This is a genomic window from Dehalococcoidia bacterium (assembly GCA_035574915.1).
GTDB lineage: Bacteria > Chloroflexota > Dehalococcoidia > DSTF01 > WHTK01 > DATLYJ01.
Map to the genome: position 1 here is coordinate 1 of DATLYJ010000048.1, position 14,504 is coordinate 14,504.

Consider the following 14,504-nt stretch of genomic DNA (forward strand, 5'->3'; position numbering starts at 1 on the left):
CCGAAGGACTATAAGCGATGAACCGTGATGCACGAAACTTAGCGTGACGCACATCACTTTGGAAGCACTCATTCGGCACTTGACAGGAATCTTCTTCGGAGGTGAGATATCCGCGCAAGCAGGTGTTATGCTGGCTTGCGCACCGGTAGGGATTGCCGGTGAGGTAGGTCGGGCTGTATCGCAAGGAGGCGTCTAATGGTAAGAGGCTGGTCTGACGAGTAGTCGGTTTAACCCGACCGACCTGGAGTAGGGCCCTAATCGGGGCCCTATTTCTTTAGGCTCAGGCCGCTGATCGAACAGCGGCGCGGCGGCCGTGAAGCTCCTCCCACTCCTCGACCCAGGCGGTGTAGATTTCGAGAAAGGCCTCGACAACCAGCGGGTCGAACTGGGTGCCGCTGCATCGAAGGATTTCCTCCAGCGATTCCGGGGGCGAGAGCGCCTTACGGTACACCCGATCCGATGTCATGGTGTCGAAGGTGTCTACGACCGCGAAGATGCGCGCCCCGAGGGGGATCTCCTCTTCGCGCAAGCCGCGCGGATAACCCTGGCCGTCCCATCGTTCGTGGTGGGCCAGGACGATTTCGGCCGCGCCCCGAAGGAATGGCACCTCGCGGAGGATTTTGAATCCAATCTCGGGGTGCTGGCGCATGAAATGCCACTCCTCAGGAGTCAACTTTCCGGGCTTTCGAAGGATCGAGTCCACGACGCCAATCTTGCCCACGTCGTGCAGGAGAGCCCCGTGGTGCATATCGGTCCATTCCTGTGTCCCAGGCTTAACACCAAGCGACTCGGCGATAGTAACCATGTACCGCGCAACACGGACGGAGTGGCCCTTTGTCTCCTGATCTCGCGCCTCCAGAGCATTCACCAGGGCTACCAGCGTTGAGTCGTAGGTGACACGGAGTTCGTCGCTAACGCTTCGAATCTGTATGTTTGCAGCTTCGAGCGCCTTGTTCTGCCTCTTGAGTTGTTCAACGTGTTCAGCAGTTCTTGCGACGTACTGTCTCGTGGACACCTGCAGCATCAAGGCTGGAACCAGGAAGGCAGCGATTCCCCAGAAGCCGAGACCCAGGTAGGCGGCGGTTAGTCCTATTCCCACAACTCCAAGGGCCAGGAAGTGCGGTGCTATCCACCGGTGGTTCTCCCAGACTTGGGCGACTGGTTGCCCGCTCCGCAACGAAACGGACAGCGTCACGAGAAGAGCGGAGATTGCGAAAGCCACTACCGTGGCGGCAAGGGCGCCGAAGACTACGTCGAGCGTGACCGCGGGCGGTGGAGCCACGCTGACCCACTCGTAAACCAGTGCCGCACAGACGTACGTCAGAACTGCCCTGAAAACGTTCCGAACGTATACGGAGCTCATCAGCGGGTTTCGACCGACGCGTCGAGCCGTCGCTTCGAGGGCTCCAGAGATGGCGACTCCGGGAGCGCCGAACAGGCAGATGATGCTCGTGGTGAAAACAAAACCTATTGTGATCTCGCTGTCACCGTAGATTGACGTTGGATACCGCTCAGCGATCAGGTTGAGGCTGAGCAAGAGGAGGAAGAGGTGCCAGTCCCCCGAGAAGTCAGGGACGACGAGGGCGAAGGCCACAACCCCGGCAGCGATCTCCGCCGCCATCATCGCCCTGAAGAGCCACGCCCTCCGGAGGTCGGCGTCAGCCTTGAGCCGCCGCAATATGCGCACGGGAAGCGCGCTCTTGCCGGCGGAGTCGGCGACCTCGCTCGAAGCTTCGACGACTTTCAAGGCTGCCCTCGAACGTGAAACTGAACTACTTATCGGCACAGTTGGGCGCATGATTTAGCCTCAGGCGGCTAGATCCATTTCCCTCGCGAGTCTGTGCCTAAGGCTCGCCAGGATCCGCTTGTGGAGCTGGCAGACGCGCGACTCCGACAGGCCCATGAGCTGGCCGATCTCATGAAAGGCCATACCGCGGCCGTACCGGAGCTGGACGATGGCGCGGTCCCTGTGAGAGAGGTTGGTGACGGCGCCGTTCAGGAGCATCATCGCTGCCTTGCGGTCGGCGGCGGCTGCCGGGTCCGCGAACTCGTCCGGATCGCTGGCCTCCCAGGGGCTGGCGCCCTCGGCGCTCTTCTCCTCCATCACCCTTTCCAGCGACACGACCCGGGATGAAGAGTGGCCGGCCAGGCTCTGCAGCTCTTCGAGGGACATCCCGAGCCGGGTTGCGAGCTCTCGTTGCGAGGGCCAGCGTCCGAGGTCTGTCGCGAGCTCGAGCGTCGCCCGTTCCAGTTCGCGGGCGCCCTTCCGGAGGGATCGCGGCAAGACGTCTAGCTTGCGGATGGCGTCGAGCACGCTGCCCCGGATGCGGCGGATGGCGAAGCTGGCGAAGGTGGTCCCGCGCGTTGGGTCGTACGCGTCCACGGCCTGGATCAGGCCCTCTATGCCATAGGCGATGGCATCGTCGCGGTCTATGACGCTGGAGCCGTTCTCGTCCGTCATCTTGCCGACGACGAACGCTACGAGCGGCAGGTTCCGGAGGATCATCTCTTCGCGTGACCCGTCCATCGGTCCCTCCACGGAGACGTGGGGGCGAGGCGCGCCGGCAAGCAAGAGGGATGCGATGACCCTCTCGGTCCGGCGGTTGTCCCTTGCAGGACCGCCTCGCATCCCTGCGTCGTACTGGGGTTTCCGGCCTTCCGTCGGGAAGCCCTGACTACATCTTTTAACGTGTCTCGGGTTTCCAGCATTACAGATTCATCGCACCTGCTCGTTCCTGGAGCCGGCGGCCACGTTGACAGGCTGGCCGCCCGGGCCATAGCGTGAGCGGGAGTAAGGCTGAGTCAAGTGCAGGTCAGTAGCGCCAACCTACGCCAGGCCCTGTCCTCGCGCTACGCACGGGAGCCACTGCTCATCCTCCTGGCCTACGTCCCCTACTTCCTCGCGCGGGGCCATGCCGTCAGCCACGCCGAAACGGCGTTCGAGAATAGTTACGACGTCATTCGTCTGGAGCGGAGCCTCGGCCTCTTCAGAGAGCTCTCGGTCCAGAGCGCCGCCCTCTCCTACGAGGCCCTGGTGCACGCTTTCAACCTGATCTACTTCTACGGCCACTGGCCCGTGATCATCGCCATCGGCCTGTACCTGTTCATACGCCACCCTCGCGTGTACGCGATCACGCGGAACGCGTTCCTGCTCTCCGGGGCGGTGGCGCTGCTGCTCTACGCCCTTTTCCCCGTCGCCCCGCCGCGCCTGACGCCGGGGTTCATCGATACGCTGAGCATGACCGTGCCGGTCTCCTTCGACCAGTCGCGCCTGGTGAATCCCTACGCTGCCATCCCGAGCCTGCACGTCGGTTGGGACGTGCTCATCGCGCTCGGGCTCTTCGTCGCGACCAGGCGCTGGCCGGTGCGGACGATTGCCCTGACTCTGCCGCCGTTGATGCTGGTGGCAACGGTGGTCACCGGCAACCACTTCTTCGTCGACGGCATCGCGGGCGCGCTGCTGGCGCTGGCGGCGTTCGCGCTGGCAGCGGCCCTCCACCGGCGCTGGCCCCGCGTCCGGGCACGCCCCGTGGCCTGACCCTCGCCTGTCCTTGCCGGCGCGGTGACTGTTGAATCTGGCGGCCCTAAGATCACGGAGCCATGGACGCGCCTTATCGCCGCCTGATCTTCGTGATGATCGACGGCGCCCGCTTCGACGTCCTCGACGAGCTGGTCAGGGCGGGCGAGTTGCCGGCGCTTGCCGCCCTGGCTGAAAAAGGCGGCGGCGTGCGCAAGGCCGTCACCTGCTTTCCTTCGACCACGGGGCCAGCGTACATCCCCTACCTGATGGGCCTGCTGCCGGGCACGGCAAACGTCCCCGGCTATCGCTGGCTCTCGCGGGCGGGCTATGGCGGCCGGAGAGGACGCTGGACGCGACCCGGCGTCGCCAGCTACAGCGGCATCGAAGGTGGGAGCTTCGACCGCGACCTTCCCGACAGGCCGACCTGGTTCGATTACTTTGCCGACTCCCGCAACATCATCAACCTCCTGACCAAGGGCTGCCCGCCCGGCGCCGACATGACGCGCTGGGTAAAGCCAGTGGTCTACGTCATCGGGCACTACCTGCACCGTTGGGACCTGGCCGACCGCGTGGCGGCCCGGGCCCTGGTGGCGGCCGCGAAACAGGCGCCGGACTTCATCGCCTGCGCCTTCAACGGCGTGGACGGGCATTCGCACGCCAGCCACCCGCGCGCCCCTAAGGTGCTGGAGTCCTACCGCACGATCGACCGGGCGGTCGCGGAAGCGCGGCGGGTCCTGAAGGCGAGGGGCCTGGACGAAGAGACCCTGTGGGTCATCGGCAGCGACCACGGCCAATCGCCGACGCACACTCACGTGGACGTGCCCCGGGTCCTGGAGGACCTGGGCCACGCCCCCCTGTACTATCCGCGCCTCTGGCGCCGGGATGCCCACTGCGCCGAGATGATCTCGGGCAACGGCATGACGCAGGTCTACTTCCGGAACGGCCATGGTTGGAGCGCGCGGATGCCCTGGGAGGAGATCGAGGCGCGCCAGGTCCCCGAGGCGTTCCTGGCCGTGGACGGCGTCGACTTCGTGGCGGGCCGGCGCAGTGACGGCGTCGTGGTGATCAAGACGGCGAGTGGCGAAGGCCACATCTCCTGGCGCGGGGGTGTCTGTTCCTATGCGTACGAGGGCAGCGATCCGCTAGGTAGCGGCTGCTTCGAGGGGAAGGATGCCGAAGAGGTGTTACGCCTCACCTTCGAGGGGCCGCGGCCGGACGCCGCGCTCCAGCTGGAGCAGCTCTTCCGGGCTGAACGCGCCGGCGACATGTTCGTCAGCGCCGCGGAGGGCTACGACCTCCGGGCTCGCTGGGAAGTACCCGAGCACAAGTCCAGCCACGGGGCGCTGGTGCCCTCGCAGATGCACGTACCGGTGATCATGAGCCATCCCATCGCGCCCGGTTACATGCGGACCACGGACGTTTTCCCCACGGTGCTGCGCCTGATGGGCCGGGAACCGCCGGATGGGATCGATGGGGTCGTTCGGCCCTTGTGGGAGGCGGTAGCCGCTGGTGAGAATTGACGACGCTTGGGCATCGTCGTATCGTACCCGTCTAGACGGGCGTACCCTGATGCTCTACCTGAGGAGTCCTTGCGGCCTTCATTAGCGGCCACGAAGGAGGCGGGTCAAGGGGTAACTGCGCATCCGCGCCCGGCCGCGGCGCCTAACGGCGGTCGATGCTAATTCCCAATCGAGAGAAAGAGGTCAGTGCATGCGACTGAGGAACGTAGTGATCGTAGACGGCGTTCGCTCTCCGTTTGCCCGCGGCGGCAGGGGCAAGCTTGTCGCCACCAGGCTGGACGACGTCGGTGCGACCATCATCCGGGCGCTGCTGGAGCGCAACCCCAAGGTCAAGCCGAGCATGATCGAGGATGTTGGCCTCGGTAACGTGGCTCAGTCGGGCGAGTTCATAGGCCTGGGCCACGTGGCGCGCCTGGCCGGCCTGCCGATGGAGGTCTCGGCCTTCAACACGAACCGCCAGTGCGGTTCCAGCATGGAGACGCTGCAGCGCCTCGCCTCCGGCATCGCGGTGGGTGCTCTCGACTGCGGTATCGCTCTCGGCATCGAGCGCATGGGCCGGACTCTTGGTGGCGGCGGCGGACCGCGCCCGAACCTGAACCGCGTCACCCAGCCCAAGCGGCTGGAGCTGACCAAAGAGCAGCGGGACATGTCCCCTGACCACAGCAAGTACTTCTCCGTACCGTTCCCCGACTACATCCTCGACTCGCCGCCGTTGCAGTCGATGCTCCAGACCGCCCAGAACGTGGCCGAGGTCTATAACATCAGCCGCGCGGAGCTGGATGAGTTCGCGGTTCGGAGCCACAAGAAGTACGGCGAGGCTTACCAGAAGGGCGTCTACAAGGACGAGATCATCCCCCTCGAGGTCGAGGAGCCGGTCTACGACGACGAGGGCAACTGGGTGCCGGACTCGAAGGGCAAGATGATCACCTTCGACATCGATGAGGGCTACCGGCCGGGCACGAACTTCGAGGCCCTGCAGAACCTGAAGCCGGTCCAGGGCTACGTGAGCTTCGGGAACAAGGAGCTCGTGATCACGGCCGGCAACTCCTGCCCGACGAACGACGGCGTCTCGGCCGCCCTCCTGATGGCAGAAGAGAAGGCCATCGAGCTGGGCCTCGAGCCTCTGGCACGGATCGTCGGCATGGGGGTCGCGGGTGTGAAGCCGCAGCTCATGGGCATTGGCCCGATCCCGGCGACGCACAAGGCCCTGCAGCACGCCGGCATCACCGCTGATGACCTCGACCGCGTCGAGTTCAACGAGGCCTTCGCCTCACAGGTTATCGCCACGCTGCGGGACCTCAAGATTCCGGAAGAGAAGGTCAACGTCAACGGCGGCTCGCTCGCCATCGGCCACCCGATGGGTGCGACCGGCGCTCGCCTGGTGACCACGGTCTCGAAGGAGCTGCGCCGCAGCGGCAAGCGGTACGGCCTGGCGACTCAGTGCATCGGCGCTGGCATGGGCATTTCGACCATCGTCGAGGCGCTGTACTAAGCCGGATCGGTTCAACCGAGAGGGGGAGTGGCGCCACTCCCCCTCTCTTTTCGTTTCGGTCCGAGGCCCGGTCCCGGCTCTATAGCCGCTCGGCGCTTACACTGCAGGTATGAAGGTCAAGCACGAGGTTCGACTGGGCGCCATGCTGGCCGGGCGCTGCCCGCGCTGCGGGCGGGGGCCGATCTTTCACCCGCTACTGAGCACGAAGGCGCTCTCGATGTACCGCGCCTGCCCCGTGTGCGGCCTCGATTACGAGCCGGAGGCCGGTTACTTCATCGGCGCCATGTACGCGAGCTACGCCTTCGGAGTGGCGGTCGTCGTCCCCGTGGCCCTGGCGCTGGTACTGCTCTTCGATGCCTCCATCGCCCTGACGCTCGGCATCGCCCTGGCGCTGACGCTGGTGCTGGCGCCGTTCGAATATCGCGCGGCCCGAGTGCTCTGGCTTCACATCGACCAGGCGGTCGCGCCGCGGTAGCTGGACTCCATCGGACGGCCTGGCCGTGGGATATACTAAAGGGCGACATCGGGGCGGTTAGCTCAGCTGGTTAGAGCGCAGCGTTGACATCGCTGAGGTCACTGGTTCGAGTCCAGTACCGCCCACCATAGCGAAGGCGAAGACGAGGACGAGTAGCGGCTGGTGAGGGCGACAGAGAGCGGGGTCATCGGCTGCAAGCCCCGCGCCGGAAGCGCCGCGAAGACCACCTCCGAGCCTGGGACCGAACCGGACGGGCGGAAGCAGATGCTCGCCATCGTAGTAGGCTCCCACGCCAGCCAGCGTTAACGGCTTCGAGTCCTTCCCGCGGCCGCGGGAAGGAGAAGCAGGGTGGAACCACGGCGCCCACCGTCCCTGAGACGGTGGGCGCCTGTTATTTCGGGACGGGGGTGACGGCATGGGCTTCGTGACGCGATGGATGGGCTGGGAAGCGCTGTTCATACATGGGCTGACGGGACTACTGTTCGCGGGCGTATCGGTGTTCCTGGTGTACAGGCTGGCAGTGTCGGAGCCCTTAGTCCTGGCGCTGGTGTTGCCTTTCACCGCCTTCTGCGCCTGGGGGTGGTGGGCGGAGGCGGTGGTCCTCAGGCGGGCCACGGCCTGGATGCGCTCGTCGACCAGCCGGCGCGATGGATCGCACCGAACGTAGCGTCCCCTTCCCGGCTCCTGCTTCCTCACCGGAGGTGAACCATGGTCATGCCTGTCGATGAAAAGCTGCGTGGTATGGACGAGCGGCTCTACCGCATGCGCCACTCCTGCGCCCACGTGATGGCCGAGGCAGTCCTGGAAATGTTCCCTGGCGCCAAGCTCGCTATCGGCCCGCCGATCGAGAACGGCTTCTACTACGACTTCGACCTGCCGCGCCCGCTGACGCCGGAGGACCTCGTGGAGATCGAGCGGCGCATGCGGGCCAGCATCGAGGCCGACAAGCCCTTCGTGCGCTCGACGGAGCCGCGTGACGAGGCCCTGCGCGAGCTGGCGGACCAGCCCTACAAGAAGGAGATCATCGAGGGCCTGGGCGACCAGGAGATCAGCTTCTATCAGCACGGCGACTTCAAGGACCTGTGCGAAGGCCCGCACGTGGAGAGCACGGGGAAAATCGGGGCATTCAAGCTGCTGAACGTCGCGGGCGCCTACTGGCGCGGCGACGAGAAGCGCCCGATGCTGCAGCGGATCTACGGCGCCTGCTTCGCCACCCAGGAAGAGCTGGACCGGTATCTGCACAACCTGGAAGAGGCCCGCCGCCGGGACCACCGCGTCCTCGGGCGCGAACTGGACCTGTTCTCCTTCCACGAGGAGTACGGTCCGGGACTGGTGTACTGGCACCCGAAGGGCGGCCGCGTGCGCACGATCATCGAGGACTTCTGGCGCCAGGAGCACTACCGCGCCGGCTACGACATCGTGTACACGCCGCACATCGGGCGCTCGACGCTCTGGGAGACCAGCGGCCACCTGGACTTCTATAACGAGAACATGTACTCGCCGATGGACGTGGACGAGCAGGACTACTACATCAAACCGATGAACTGCCCCTTCCACATCCAGATCTACAAGAGCGGTATCCGCAGCTATCGCGAGCTGCCGCTGCGCTTCGCAGAGCTCGGCACCGTGTACCGATACGAGCGCTCCGGCGTCCTGCACGGCCTCGCGCGCGTGCGCGGGTTCACGCAGGACGACGCGCACATCTTCTGCCGGCCGGACCAGGTGGAGGCGGAGGTCTCGCGCACGCTCGACTTCGTCCTGTTCGTCCTGCGTACTTTCGGCTTCAAGGAGTTCCAGGTGGCGGTGGCGACGAAGCCCGAGAAGGCCGTCGGCCGCGAGGACGACTGGCGCATGGCTACGGACGCGCTTCGCCGGGCAGTGAGCGCCGCCGGCCTGCAGTACGACATCGACGAAGGGGGCGGCGCCTTCTACGGGCCCAAGATCGACCTGCACATCAAGGATGCGCTCGGCCGCGCCTGGCAGTGCTCCACGATCCAGTTCGACTTCAACCTGCCAGAGCGCTTCGACATCTCGTTCATCGGTGAGGATGGCACGCGGCAGCGGCCCTACATGGTGCACCGGGCGCTGCTCGGCTCCATCGAGCGCTTCTTCGGAGTCCTGATCGAGCACTACGGCGGCGCCTTTCCGCTGTGGCTCGCGCCGGTGCAGGCGAAGCTCATCCCGATCGCCGACCGCCACATCGACTATTGCGAGCGAGTGGCGGACGACCTGCGGGCCGAGGGCCTGCGCGTGGAGGTGGACGCCCGCAACGAGCGCATGCAGGCGAAGATCCGCGACGCCCAGCTGCAGAAGGTGCCCTACATGCTCATCGCCGGCGACCGGGATGTCACGGCCGGAGCGGTCTCCGTGCGCACTCGCGCCGGCGACGACCTCGGCGCGATGCCGGTCTTCCAGGTAATCGACCGCCTGAAGGATGAGGTGGTGACCGGCATGAACCCCGAGGAGGCGATCAGCGGTTAAGCTGGCCTCGCCGCCCTCGCGGCGGCGAGGTTGCAGCCGCGCGGTGTCAGGGCGGTCCTCGCGAGGGCCTTGAAGGGACGGGGCACGGCAGTGACAGGAAGGCCCCAGATCCTTTGGCCGCCGCCTGTCGTTGCCGCCCGCCCACCCCTGTGCTACAAAGTGGCGGCAGGACGGCGCCGCAGGCAGGGGAGGTAGCGTTGTTCAAAAAGCTACTCGTCGCGAACCGCGGCGAGATCGCCGTCCGGGTGGTGCGCGCCTGCCGCGAACTCGGCGTCACTTCCGTCGCCGTCTACTCGGAGGCGGACCGCGGCGCCCTCCACGCGCGCCTGGCCGATGAGGCTTACTGCATCGGCCCCGGGCCTGTCGGCGAGAGCTACTTGAACGCCGCCAAGATCGTCGAAACGGCGAAGGCCTGCGGCGCTGAGGCGATCCACCCTGGCTACGGTTTCCTGTCTGAGCGCGCTGAGTTCGCCCGGGCCTGCGCAGACGCCGGCATCGTCTTCGTCGGCCCTACGCCCGAAGCCATGGCGATGCTCGGCGACAAGGTGGAAGCGCGGCGCATCGCGCGGGCGGCCGGCGCGCCCACGGTGCCGGGGACGGAGGGTGTGGTCTCCCCGGAGGAGGCGAAAGGCGCCGCCGACAGCATCGGCTACCCGGTGCTGATCAAGGCGGCGGCTGGCGGCGGGGGCCGCGGCATACGGCTCGTGCCGGACGAAGCTTCCATGGAAGGTGCGGTCCGGGTCGCCGCGGCGGAAGCGCAGAGCGCGTTTGGTGACCCATCCCTGTATGTCGAGAAGTACCTGGACCCCGTGCGGCACGTCGAAATCCAGGTGATCGCCGACAGGCACGGCAACGCTGTCCACCTCGGCGAGCGCGAGTGCTCGGTCCAGCGCCGCAACCAGAAGCTGATCGAGGAGTCGCCCTCGACGGCGCTCACGCCGGAGCTGCGTGCGCGGATGGGCGCGGCCGCGGTCGCGATCGCGAAGCGCGCCGGGTACGAGAACGCCGGCACGGTCGAGTTCCTGGTCGACAGTGAGGGCAACTTCTACTTCATCGAGGTCAATGCCCGCCTCCAGGTCGAGCACCCGGTGACCGAGATGGTCACGGGGATTGACCTCGTGCAGATCCAACTGCGGGTCGCGGCGGGCGAACCGCTGGGCTTGCGCCAGGAAGACATCCAGCCGCGCGGCTGGGCCATCGAGTGCCGGATCACGGCCGAGGACCCGTTCCAGAATTTCACGCCGGGGGTTGGCACCGTCGAATTCGTGAGCGAGCCGTCCGGGCCGGGTATCCGCGTGGACAGCTCTCTGTTCACGGGCCTCGTAATCCCCGAGTACTACGACTCGATGCTGTCGAAGATCATCGCCTGGGGGGCGGACCGTGACGAGGCGGTCCGGCGGCTGCGCCGGGCCCTCGAGGAATACGTGATCCTCGGGCCAAGGACTACCATCCCCTTCCATCTGCAGCTCATTGACCACCCCGACTTCCGTTCCGGGGCCATTTATACGCGCTTCCTGGACGAGAAGTTCACGATGGCGCCGCCGCCGCGGGGCGAGGGCGAGGACCTGGCGCTCCTCGTCGCGGCGGCGCTGGCCCACGAAAGGCGCCAGAACGGCGCGCGGTCCAACGGCGCCGCGTCTGGCGAACGGCAGGCCGTCAGCGGCTGGCGCGTGGCCGGGCGCATGAGCGCGCTGTCCGAGAGCACCGGAGGCCACCTCTGGCGAAGCATTATTTGAAGCTCGGGGACCGGGAGGTCGAGGCCGAAGTCGAATCTGACGGCGAAGGACTCCGCGTCAACCTCGGCGATGGTTGGCGCTCGCTGGGGCTCAAGCGGCTGGGCTCGACTCCGCGGTTCGCCCTCATGATCGATGGCCGAACTGTCGACGTCCTGGCGAAGGAGTCCCCCGGCCGCATCGAGGTGCTCATCGGGGGCGTGACCTACGTGGTGAGCACGGCCCGCCCGCGCAAGGGACGCGTCGCGGCGGCGGCAGAGGATGAGGATGACGCGCACTTCGAGAACGGCGTCTGGAGCCTGCGCTCGCCCCAGACCGGCAGCGTAGTTGATATCCGCGTAAGCGTAGGGGCAAGCGTCGAACCGGGCACCGTGCTCATGGTGGTAGAGGCGATGAAGATGCAGAATGAGCTACGCAGCCGCGTGGCCGGCACCGTATCCTCTATCAAGGTGGAGCGCGGCCAGCGGGTGGAGACCGGGGCTGTGCTCCTCGAGGTCGCTGCGCCAACCGGCTAAGCACAACAAGACGAGGGTCCCCGCCATGCCCTCACTTCCCAGAGACCTGGCGCCAATGCTCCCGGCGAGGGGCGAGGAGCCCTTCGACTCCGAGCAGCACATCTTCGAGGTGCGCTGGGGCGGCATTCGCGCCCTGGCGTTTATCGAGCAGGCGCGCCTCACGCTCCTGTCCCAGTCGGGGCGAGACATTACGGCCTGGTTCCCTGAGCTGGCCCCGATAGCGGGGCAGGTCAGGCGCGACGGCGCCGTCCTCGACGGCGAGATCGTGCCTCTGGGCGCTGACGGCGAGCCCGACCTCGCCCTGCTGTCCGCCAGGCTCGCGGGCGCGCCGCCGGAGGACGGAAGCGCGTTCTGTCTCTACCAGGCATACGACCTCCTCTACAGCGGCGGGCTCCCCCTCATGGCCAGGCCGCTCTTGCAGCGCAAGGAGGCCCTGGCTGGCGTACTCAGCGGCCCGGGGCCGGCAGTGGCGGTCGACTACGTGCACGACGAAGGCGTCGCGCTCTTCGAGGCGGCGGCGGAGCGCCGCCTTCCCGGCGTCGTCGCCAAGGCGAAGGCCTCCACTTACAAGCCGGGCGAACGAAGCAGAGACTGGATCGAGGTGCCGCTGTATGAATCCGGCTGGTTCGTGATCGGCGGTTACGTGCTCGGAATCGGGAAGGAAGACCCGGTCGCCGGACTCCTGCTCGGAGAGCCCGCGCTGCCCGGACGCCTGCGGCACGTGGCGACGGTCCAGGGCGGCATACCCGGCTCACTACTGGAGCGCGCCTTGTCCGCGCTGACCACGGAGACATCGCCCTTCCTTGCCGTGCCGCCTTTGATGCGCCTCGTCTACTGGCTGCGTCCCGAGCTCGTCTGCGAGGTCCGGTACGCCCGCCGGGAAGCGGACGGCCGCCTCCGGTTCCCCGTCTTCGTGACGATGCGGCCAGACCTTACTCCGAAGGACATCTGGCGCGACGCCCGGGACTCGGCGGGACGGAGGCCCTAGCTCTCACCCACCCGGCTGCCCGACCGGGTAGTCCTTCGACGGCCGGAAAAACCCACCCCCATGCGCGGGGGCGCGCATAGACGCCGGCGCGACCATTTCCCCATCACATGGCTCGGGCTGAGCCGCGAGAGAGGGAGAGATATGTCGTACGGCAATGGGATTCTTTGGACAGGGTGGAGGCAGCAGGCCCCGGGCGGACCACCTGCCCCGGGAGCGAGGTCAGGGAGCTGGCCAGGCCGGGCGCTGGTGTTGGTGGCGGCAGGCCTCGTTTTTCTCGCCCTGGCCTGCTCCAGCGACGACGGCCCGGCGCCGCCGTCCGGGGAGGGCTGTCCGGTAGCCGCGGTCGTCTGCGAGGTGGCTGCGGAGGTCGGCCGGGCGGCCGCGGCCGGTGACTTCAGCGCTATCGTCGCGGCCGGCGCGGGGCAGGACTTCACATGTCCATCGGCGAGGCCGGAGGGGCTCGGCGGCCCGTACCCACTCTGCGACGGCGCCCGCGCCGGTGAAAAGCGACAGGGTTTTCCGCTCGCGTACGTACCGGGCGAAGGCTTAGTCGAAGGGCGCGAGGGCGTCCTAGCGGCCCTCAACAACTGGACCGCCTCAGCCGTGCGGTCGAAGAGCGACGCCTTCGGTGACGGCTCGACGCGGGTGTTCACCGTCGGCTGTCCCGAAAAGGGAAGGTGCGAGGACTACTTTGCGGTCGTGCTCAGCAACCTCGGGACCGTGCCGTTCCGCCTGCAGGCCGTCCTGTTTTTCCGGGCGCAGCAAGGGCAGCCGCGGTTGACGTCGCTGGCAATCGGCTGGATCGCCGACATGACGCAGAGCGAGGTCGTGCTCAGCGGCGGCCGGACCCGCGACTTTCTGCGGTTCCAGGGGTGGCCGGCGCTGACCGACTTCCACCGGGTGACGCCGTCGGACCTCGAGGCCGCGGCGTCACGGTGAGGGACGTGACGGGCGGTCCCGAGGCGCCATGTCCCCGGGACCGTCAGTCGATCATCTCGTAGGCCGGCAACGTCAGGAACTCGACGAAGTCGTCGCTCAGGGCGACTCTTTCGAACAGGGCCGCAGCCTCTTCGAGGTGGCCCGCCGTCCTCCCGGCATCCCGCAGCCTGGCCACCTCTTGCGATGCGATCTCGCGCACGAGGGCGGGCGTGATCTCGCGGCCGTCTTCCAGGCGTCCGCCTCGGTGCGCCCATTGCCAGACCTGCGAGCGGGCGATCTCGGCCGTAGCCGCGTCCTCCATGAGGTTGTTGATCGCCACCGCCCCTGTACCCGAGAGCCAGGCATCGAGGTACTGGACCGCGACGCTGACATTCGCGCGCAACCCCGCCTCTGTAATCACACCGCCGGCGCCGGCAATGCCGAGGAGGTCGGCGGCAGTCACGTTGACCTCTGGACGCTGGCGGTCGATCTGGTTCGGCCGCTCGCCGAGGACGGAATCGAAGACCTCCATGGCTATCGGCACGAGGTCGGGGTGTGCGACCCAGGTTCCGTCGAAGCCGTCATTGGCCTCCCGTATCTTGTCCTCACGGACGCGGGCGATGGCGGCGGCGTTGACCTCGGGGTCGCGGCGGCTGGGGATGAACGCGGCCATCCCGCCGATGGCGTGGGCGCCACGTTGATGGCAGGTCTTCACCAGCAACTCGGTATAGGCGCGCATGAACGGCACTGTCATCGTGACCCGGGCGCGGTCCGGCGTGAGCATGTCCGACCGCGAGCGGAACTTCTTGATCACGCTGAAGATGTAGTCCCAACGCCCCGCGTTCAGCCCGGCCGAGTGCTC

At 66.9% G+C, this 14,504-nt stretch carries 13 protein-coding genes and 1 tRNA gene; 11 read left to right on the forward strand and 3 right to left on the reverse strand.

What is annotated here, in order from left to right; genetic code table 11:
* Positions 1–280 precede the first annotated feature (280 nt).
* Both VNN10_04310 and VNN10_04315 read right to left on the reverse strand, forming a co-directional pair.
* Positions 281–1,747 (reverse strand): HD-GYP domain-containing protein, encoded by a 1,467-nt coding sequence (locus VNN10_04310; protein ID HXH21231.1) that lies wholly within the window; start codon positions 1,745–1,747, stop codon positions 281–283.
* Between the two features lie 60 nt (positions 1,748–1,807).
* Positions 1,808–2,527, reverse strand: a complete 720-nt coding sequence (locus tag VNN10_04315) for a FliA/WhiG family RNA polymerase sigma factor (GenBank protein HXH21232.1) — start codon at positions 2,525–2,527, stop codon at positions 1,808–1,810.
* A gap of 279 nt (positions 2,528–2,806) precedes the next feature.
* Between VNN10_04315 and VNN10_04320 the strand changes: the two genes are divergently transcribed.
* The 11 genes from VNN10_04320 to VNN10_04370 all read left to right on the forward strand — a co-directional run bounded on the left by VNN10_04320 (position 2,807) and on the right by VNN10_04370 (position 13,663).
* Positions 2,807–3,538 carry a phosphatase PAP2 family protein gene (locus VNN10_04320; protein HXH21233.1) on the forward strand — a complete coding sequence of 244 codons (732 nt, stop codon included), beginning with the start codon at positions 2,807–2,809 and terminating at the stop codon, positions 3,536–3,538.
* Positions 3,539–3,600: 62 nt separating this feature from the next.
* On the forward strand, positions 3,601–5,040 hold the full coding sequence (locus VNN10_04325) for an alkaline phosphatase family protein (protein ID HXH21234.1): 1,440 nt from the start codon (positions 3,601–3,603) through the stop codon (positions 5,038–5,040).
* A 190-nt stretch (positions 5,041–5,230) separates the two neighbouring features.
* Positions 5,231–6,532 (forward strand): thiolase family protein, encoded by a 1,302-nt coding sequence (locus VNN10_04330; protein ID HXH21235.1) that lies wholly within the window; start codon positions 5,231–5,233, stop codon positions 6,530–6,532.
* Between the two features lie 109 nt (positions 6,533–6,641).
* Positions 6,642–7,007, forward strand: coding sequence for a DUF983 domain-containing protein (locus tag VNN10_04335; protein HXH21236.1), 366 nt, complete (start codon positions 6,642–6,644; stop codon positions 7,005–7,007).
* 51 nt (positions 7,008–7,058) lie between these two features.
* Positions 7,059–7,135: transfer RNA gene (locus tag VNN10_04340), tRNA-Val, on the forward strand.
* Between the two features lie 287 nt (positions 7,136–7,422).
* Positions 7,423–7,674: a hypothetical protein gene (locus tag VNN10_04345; protein ID HXH21237.1), complete on the forward strand. Its 252-nt coding sequence runs from the start codon at positions 7,423–7,425 to the stop codon at positions 7,672–7,674.
* A 41-nt stretch (positions 7,675–7,715) separates the two neighbouring features.
* A complete protein-coding gene (gene thrS, locus VNN10_04350; protein ID HXH21238.1) occupies positions 7,716–9,488 on the forward strand; it encodes a threonine--tRNA ligase in 1,773 nt (590 codons plus the stop codon).
* A 197-nt stretch (positions 9,489–9,685) separates the two neighbouring features.
* The gene (gene accC / locus VNN10_04355) at positions 9,686–11,224 is read left to right on the forward strand and encodes an acetyl-CoA carboxylase biotin carboxylase subunit (GenBank protein HXH21239.1); all 1,539 of its coding nucleotides are present in this window, start codon (positions 9,686–9,688) and stop codon (positions 11,222–11,224) included.
* The gene (locus VNN10_04360) at positions 11,221–11,736 is read left to right on the forward strand and encodes a biotin/lipoyl-containing protein (GenBank protein HXH21240.1); all 516 of its coding nucleotides are present in this window, start codon (positions 11,221–11,223) and stop codon (positions 11,734–11,736) included. The genes accC and VNN10_04360 overlap by 4 nt, the downstream gene beginning before the upstream one ends.
* Positions 11,737–11,761: 25 nt before the next feature.
* A complete protein-coding gene (locus VNN10_04365; protein ID HXH21241.1) occupies positions 11,762–12,724 on the forward strand; it encodes a DNA ligase in 963 nt (320 codons plus the stop codon).
* A 246-nt stretch (positions 12,725–12,970) separates the two neighbouring features.
* Complete coding sequence (locus VNN10_04370) at positions 12,971–13,663, forward strand: hypothetical protein (protein HXH21242.1); 693 nt, start codon at positions 12,971–12,973, stop codon at positions 13,661–13,663.
* A 43-nt stretch (positions 13,664–13,706) separates the two neighbouring features.
* Here VNN10_04370 and VNN10_04375 read toward each other — a convergent pair.
* Positions 13,707–14,504 (reverse strand): malate synthase A (locus VNN10_04375; GenBank protein HXH21243.1); only part of this gene is annotated, 798 nt, incomplete at its 5' end.

What these genes read in the sequence shown, in the direction of transcription:
- VNN10_04365 (HXH21241.1), top strand. Translation starts at nt 11,762, where the DNA reads ATGCCCTCACTTCCCAGAGACCTGGCGCCAATGCTCCCGGCGAGGGGC.
- VNN10_04335 (HXH21236.1), top strand. Translation starts at nt 6,642, where the DNA reads ATGAAGGTCAAGCACGAGGTTCGACTGGGCGCCATGCTGGCCGGGCGC.
- VNN10_04315 (HXH21232.1), bottom strand. Translation starts at nt 2,527, where the DNA reads ATGGACGGGTCACGCGAAGAGATGATCCTCCGGAACCTGCCGCTCGTA.
- thrS (HXH21238.1), top strand. Translation starts at nt 7,716, where the DNA reads ATGGTCATGCCTGTCGATGAAAAGCTGCGTGGTATGGACGAGCGGCTC.
- VNN10_04330 (HXH21235.1), top strand. Translation starts at nt 5,231, where the DNA reads ATGCGACTGAGGAACGTAGTGATCGTAGACGGCGTTCGCTCTCCGTTT.
- VNN10_04345 (HXH21237.1), top strand. Translation starts at nt 7,423, where the DNA reads ATGGGCTTCGTGACGCGATGGATGGGCTGGGAAGCGCTGTTCATACAT.
- VNN10_04325 (HXH21234.1), top strand. Translation starts at nt 3,601, where the DNA reads ATGGACGCGCCTTATCGCCGCCTGATCTTCGTGATGATCGACGGCGCC.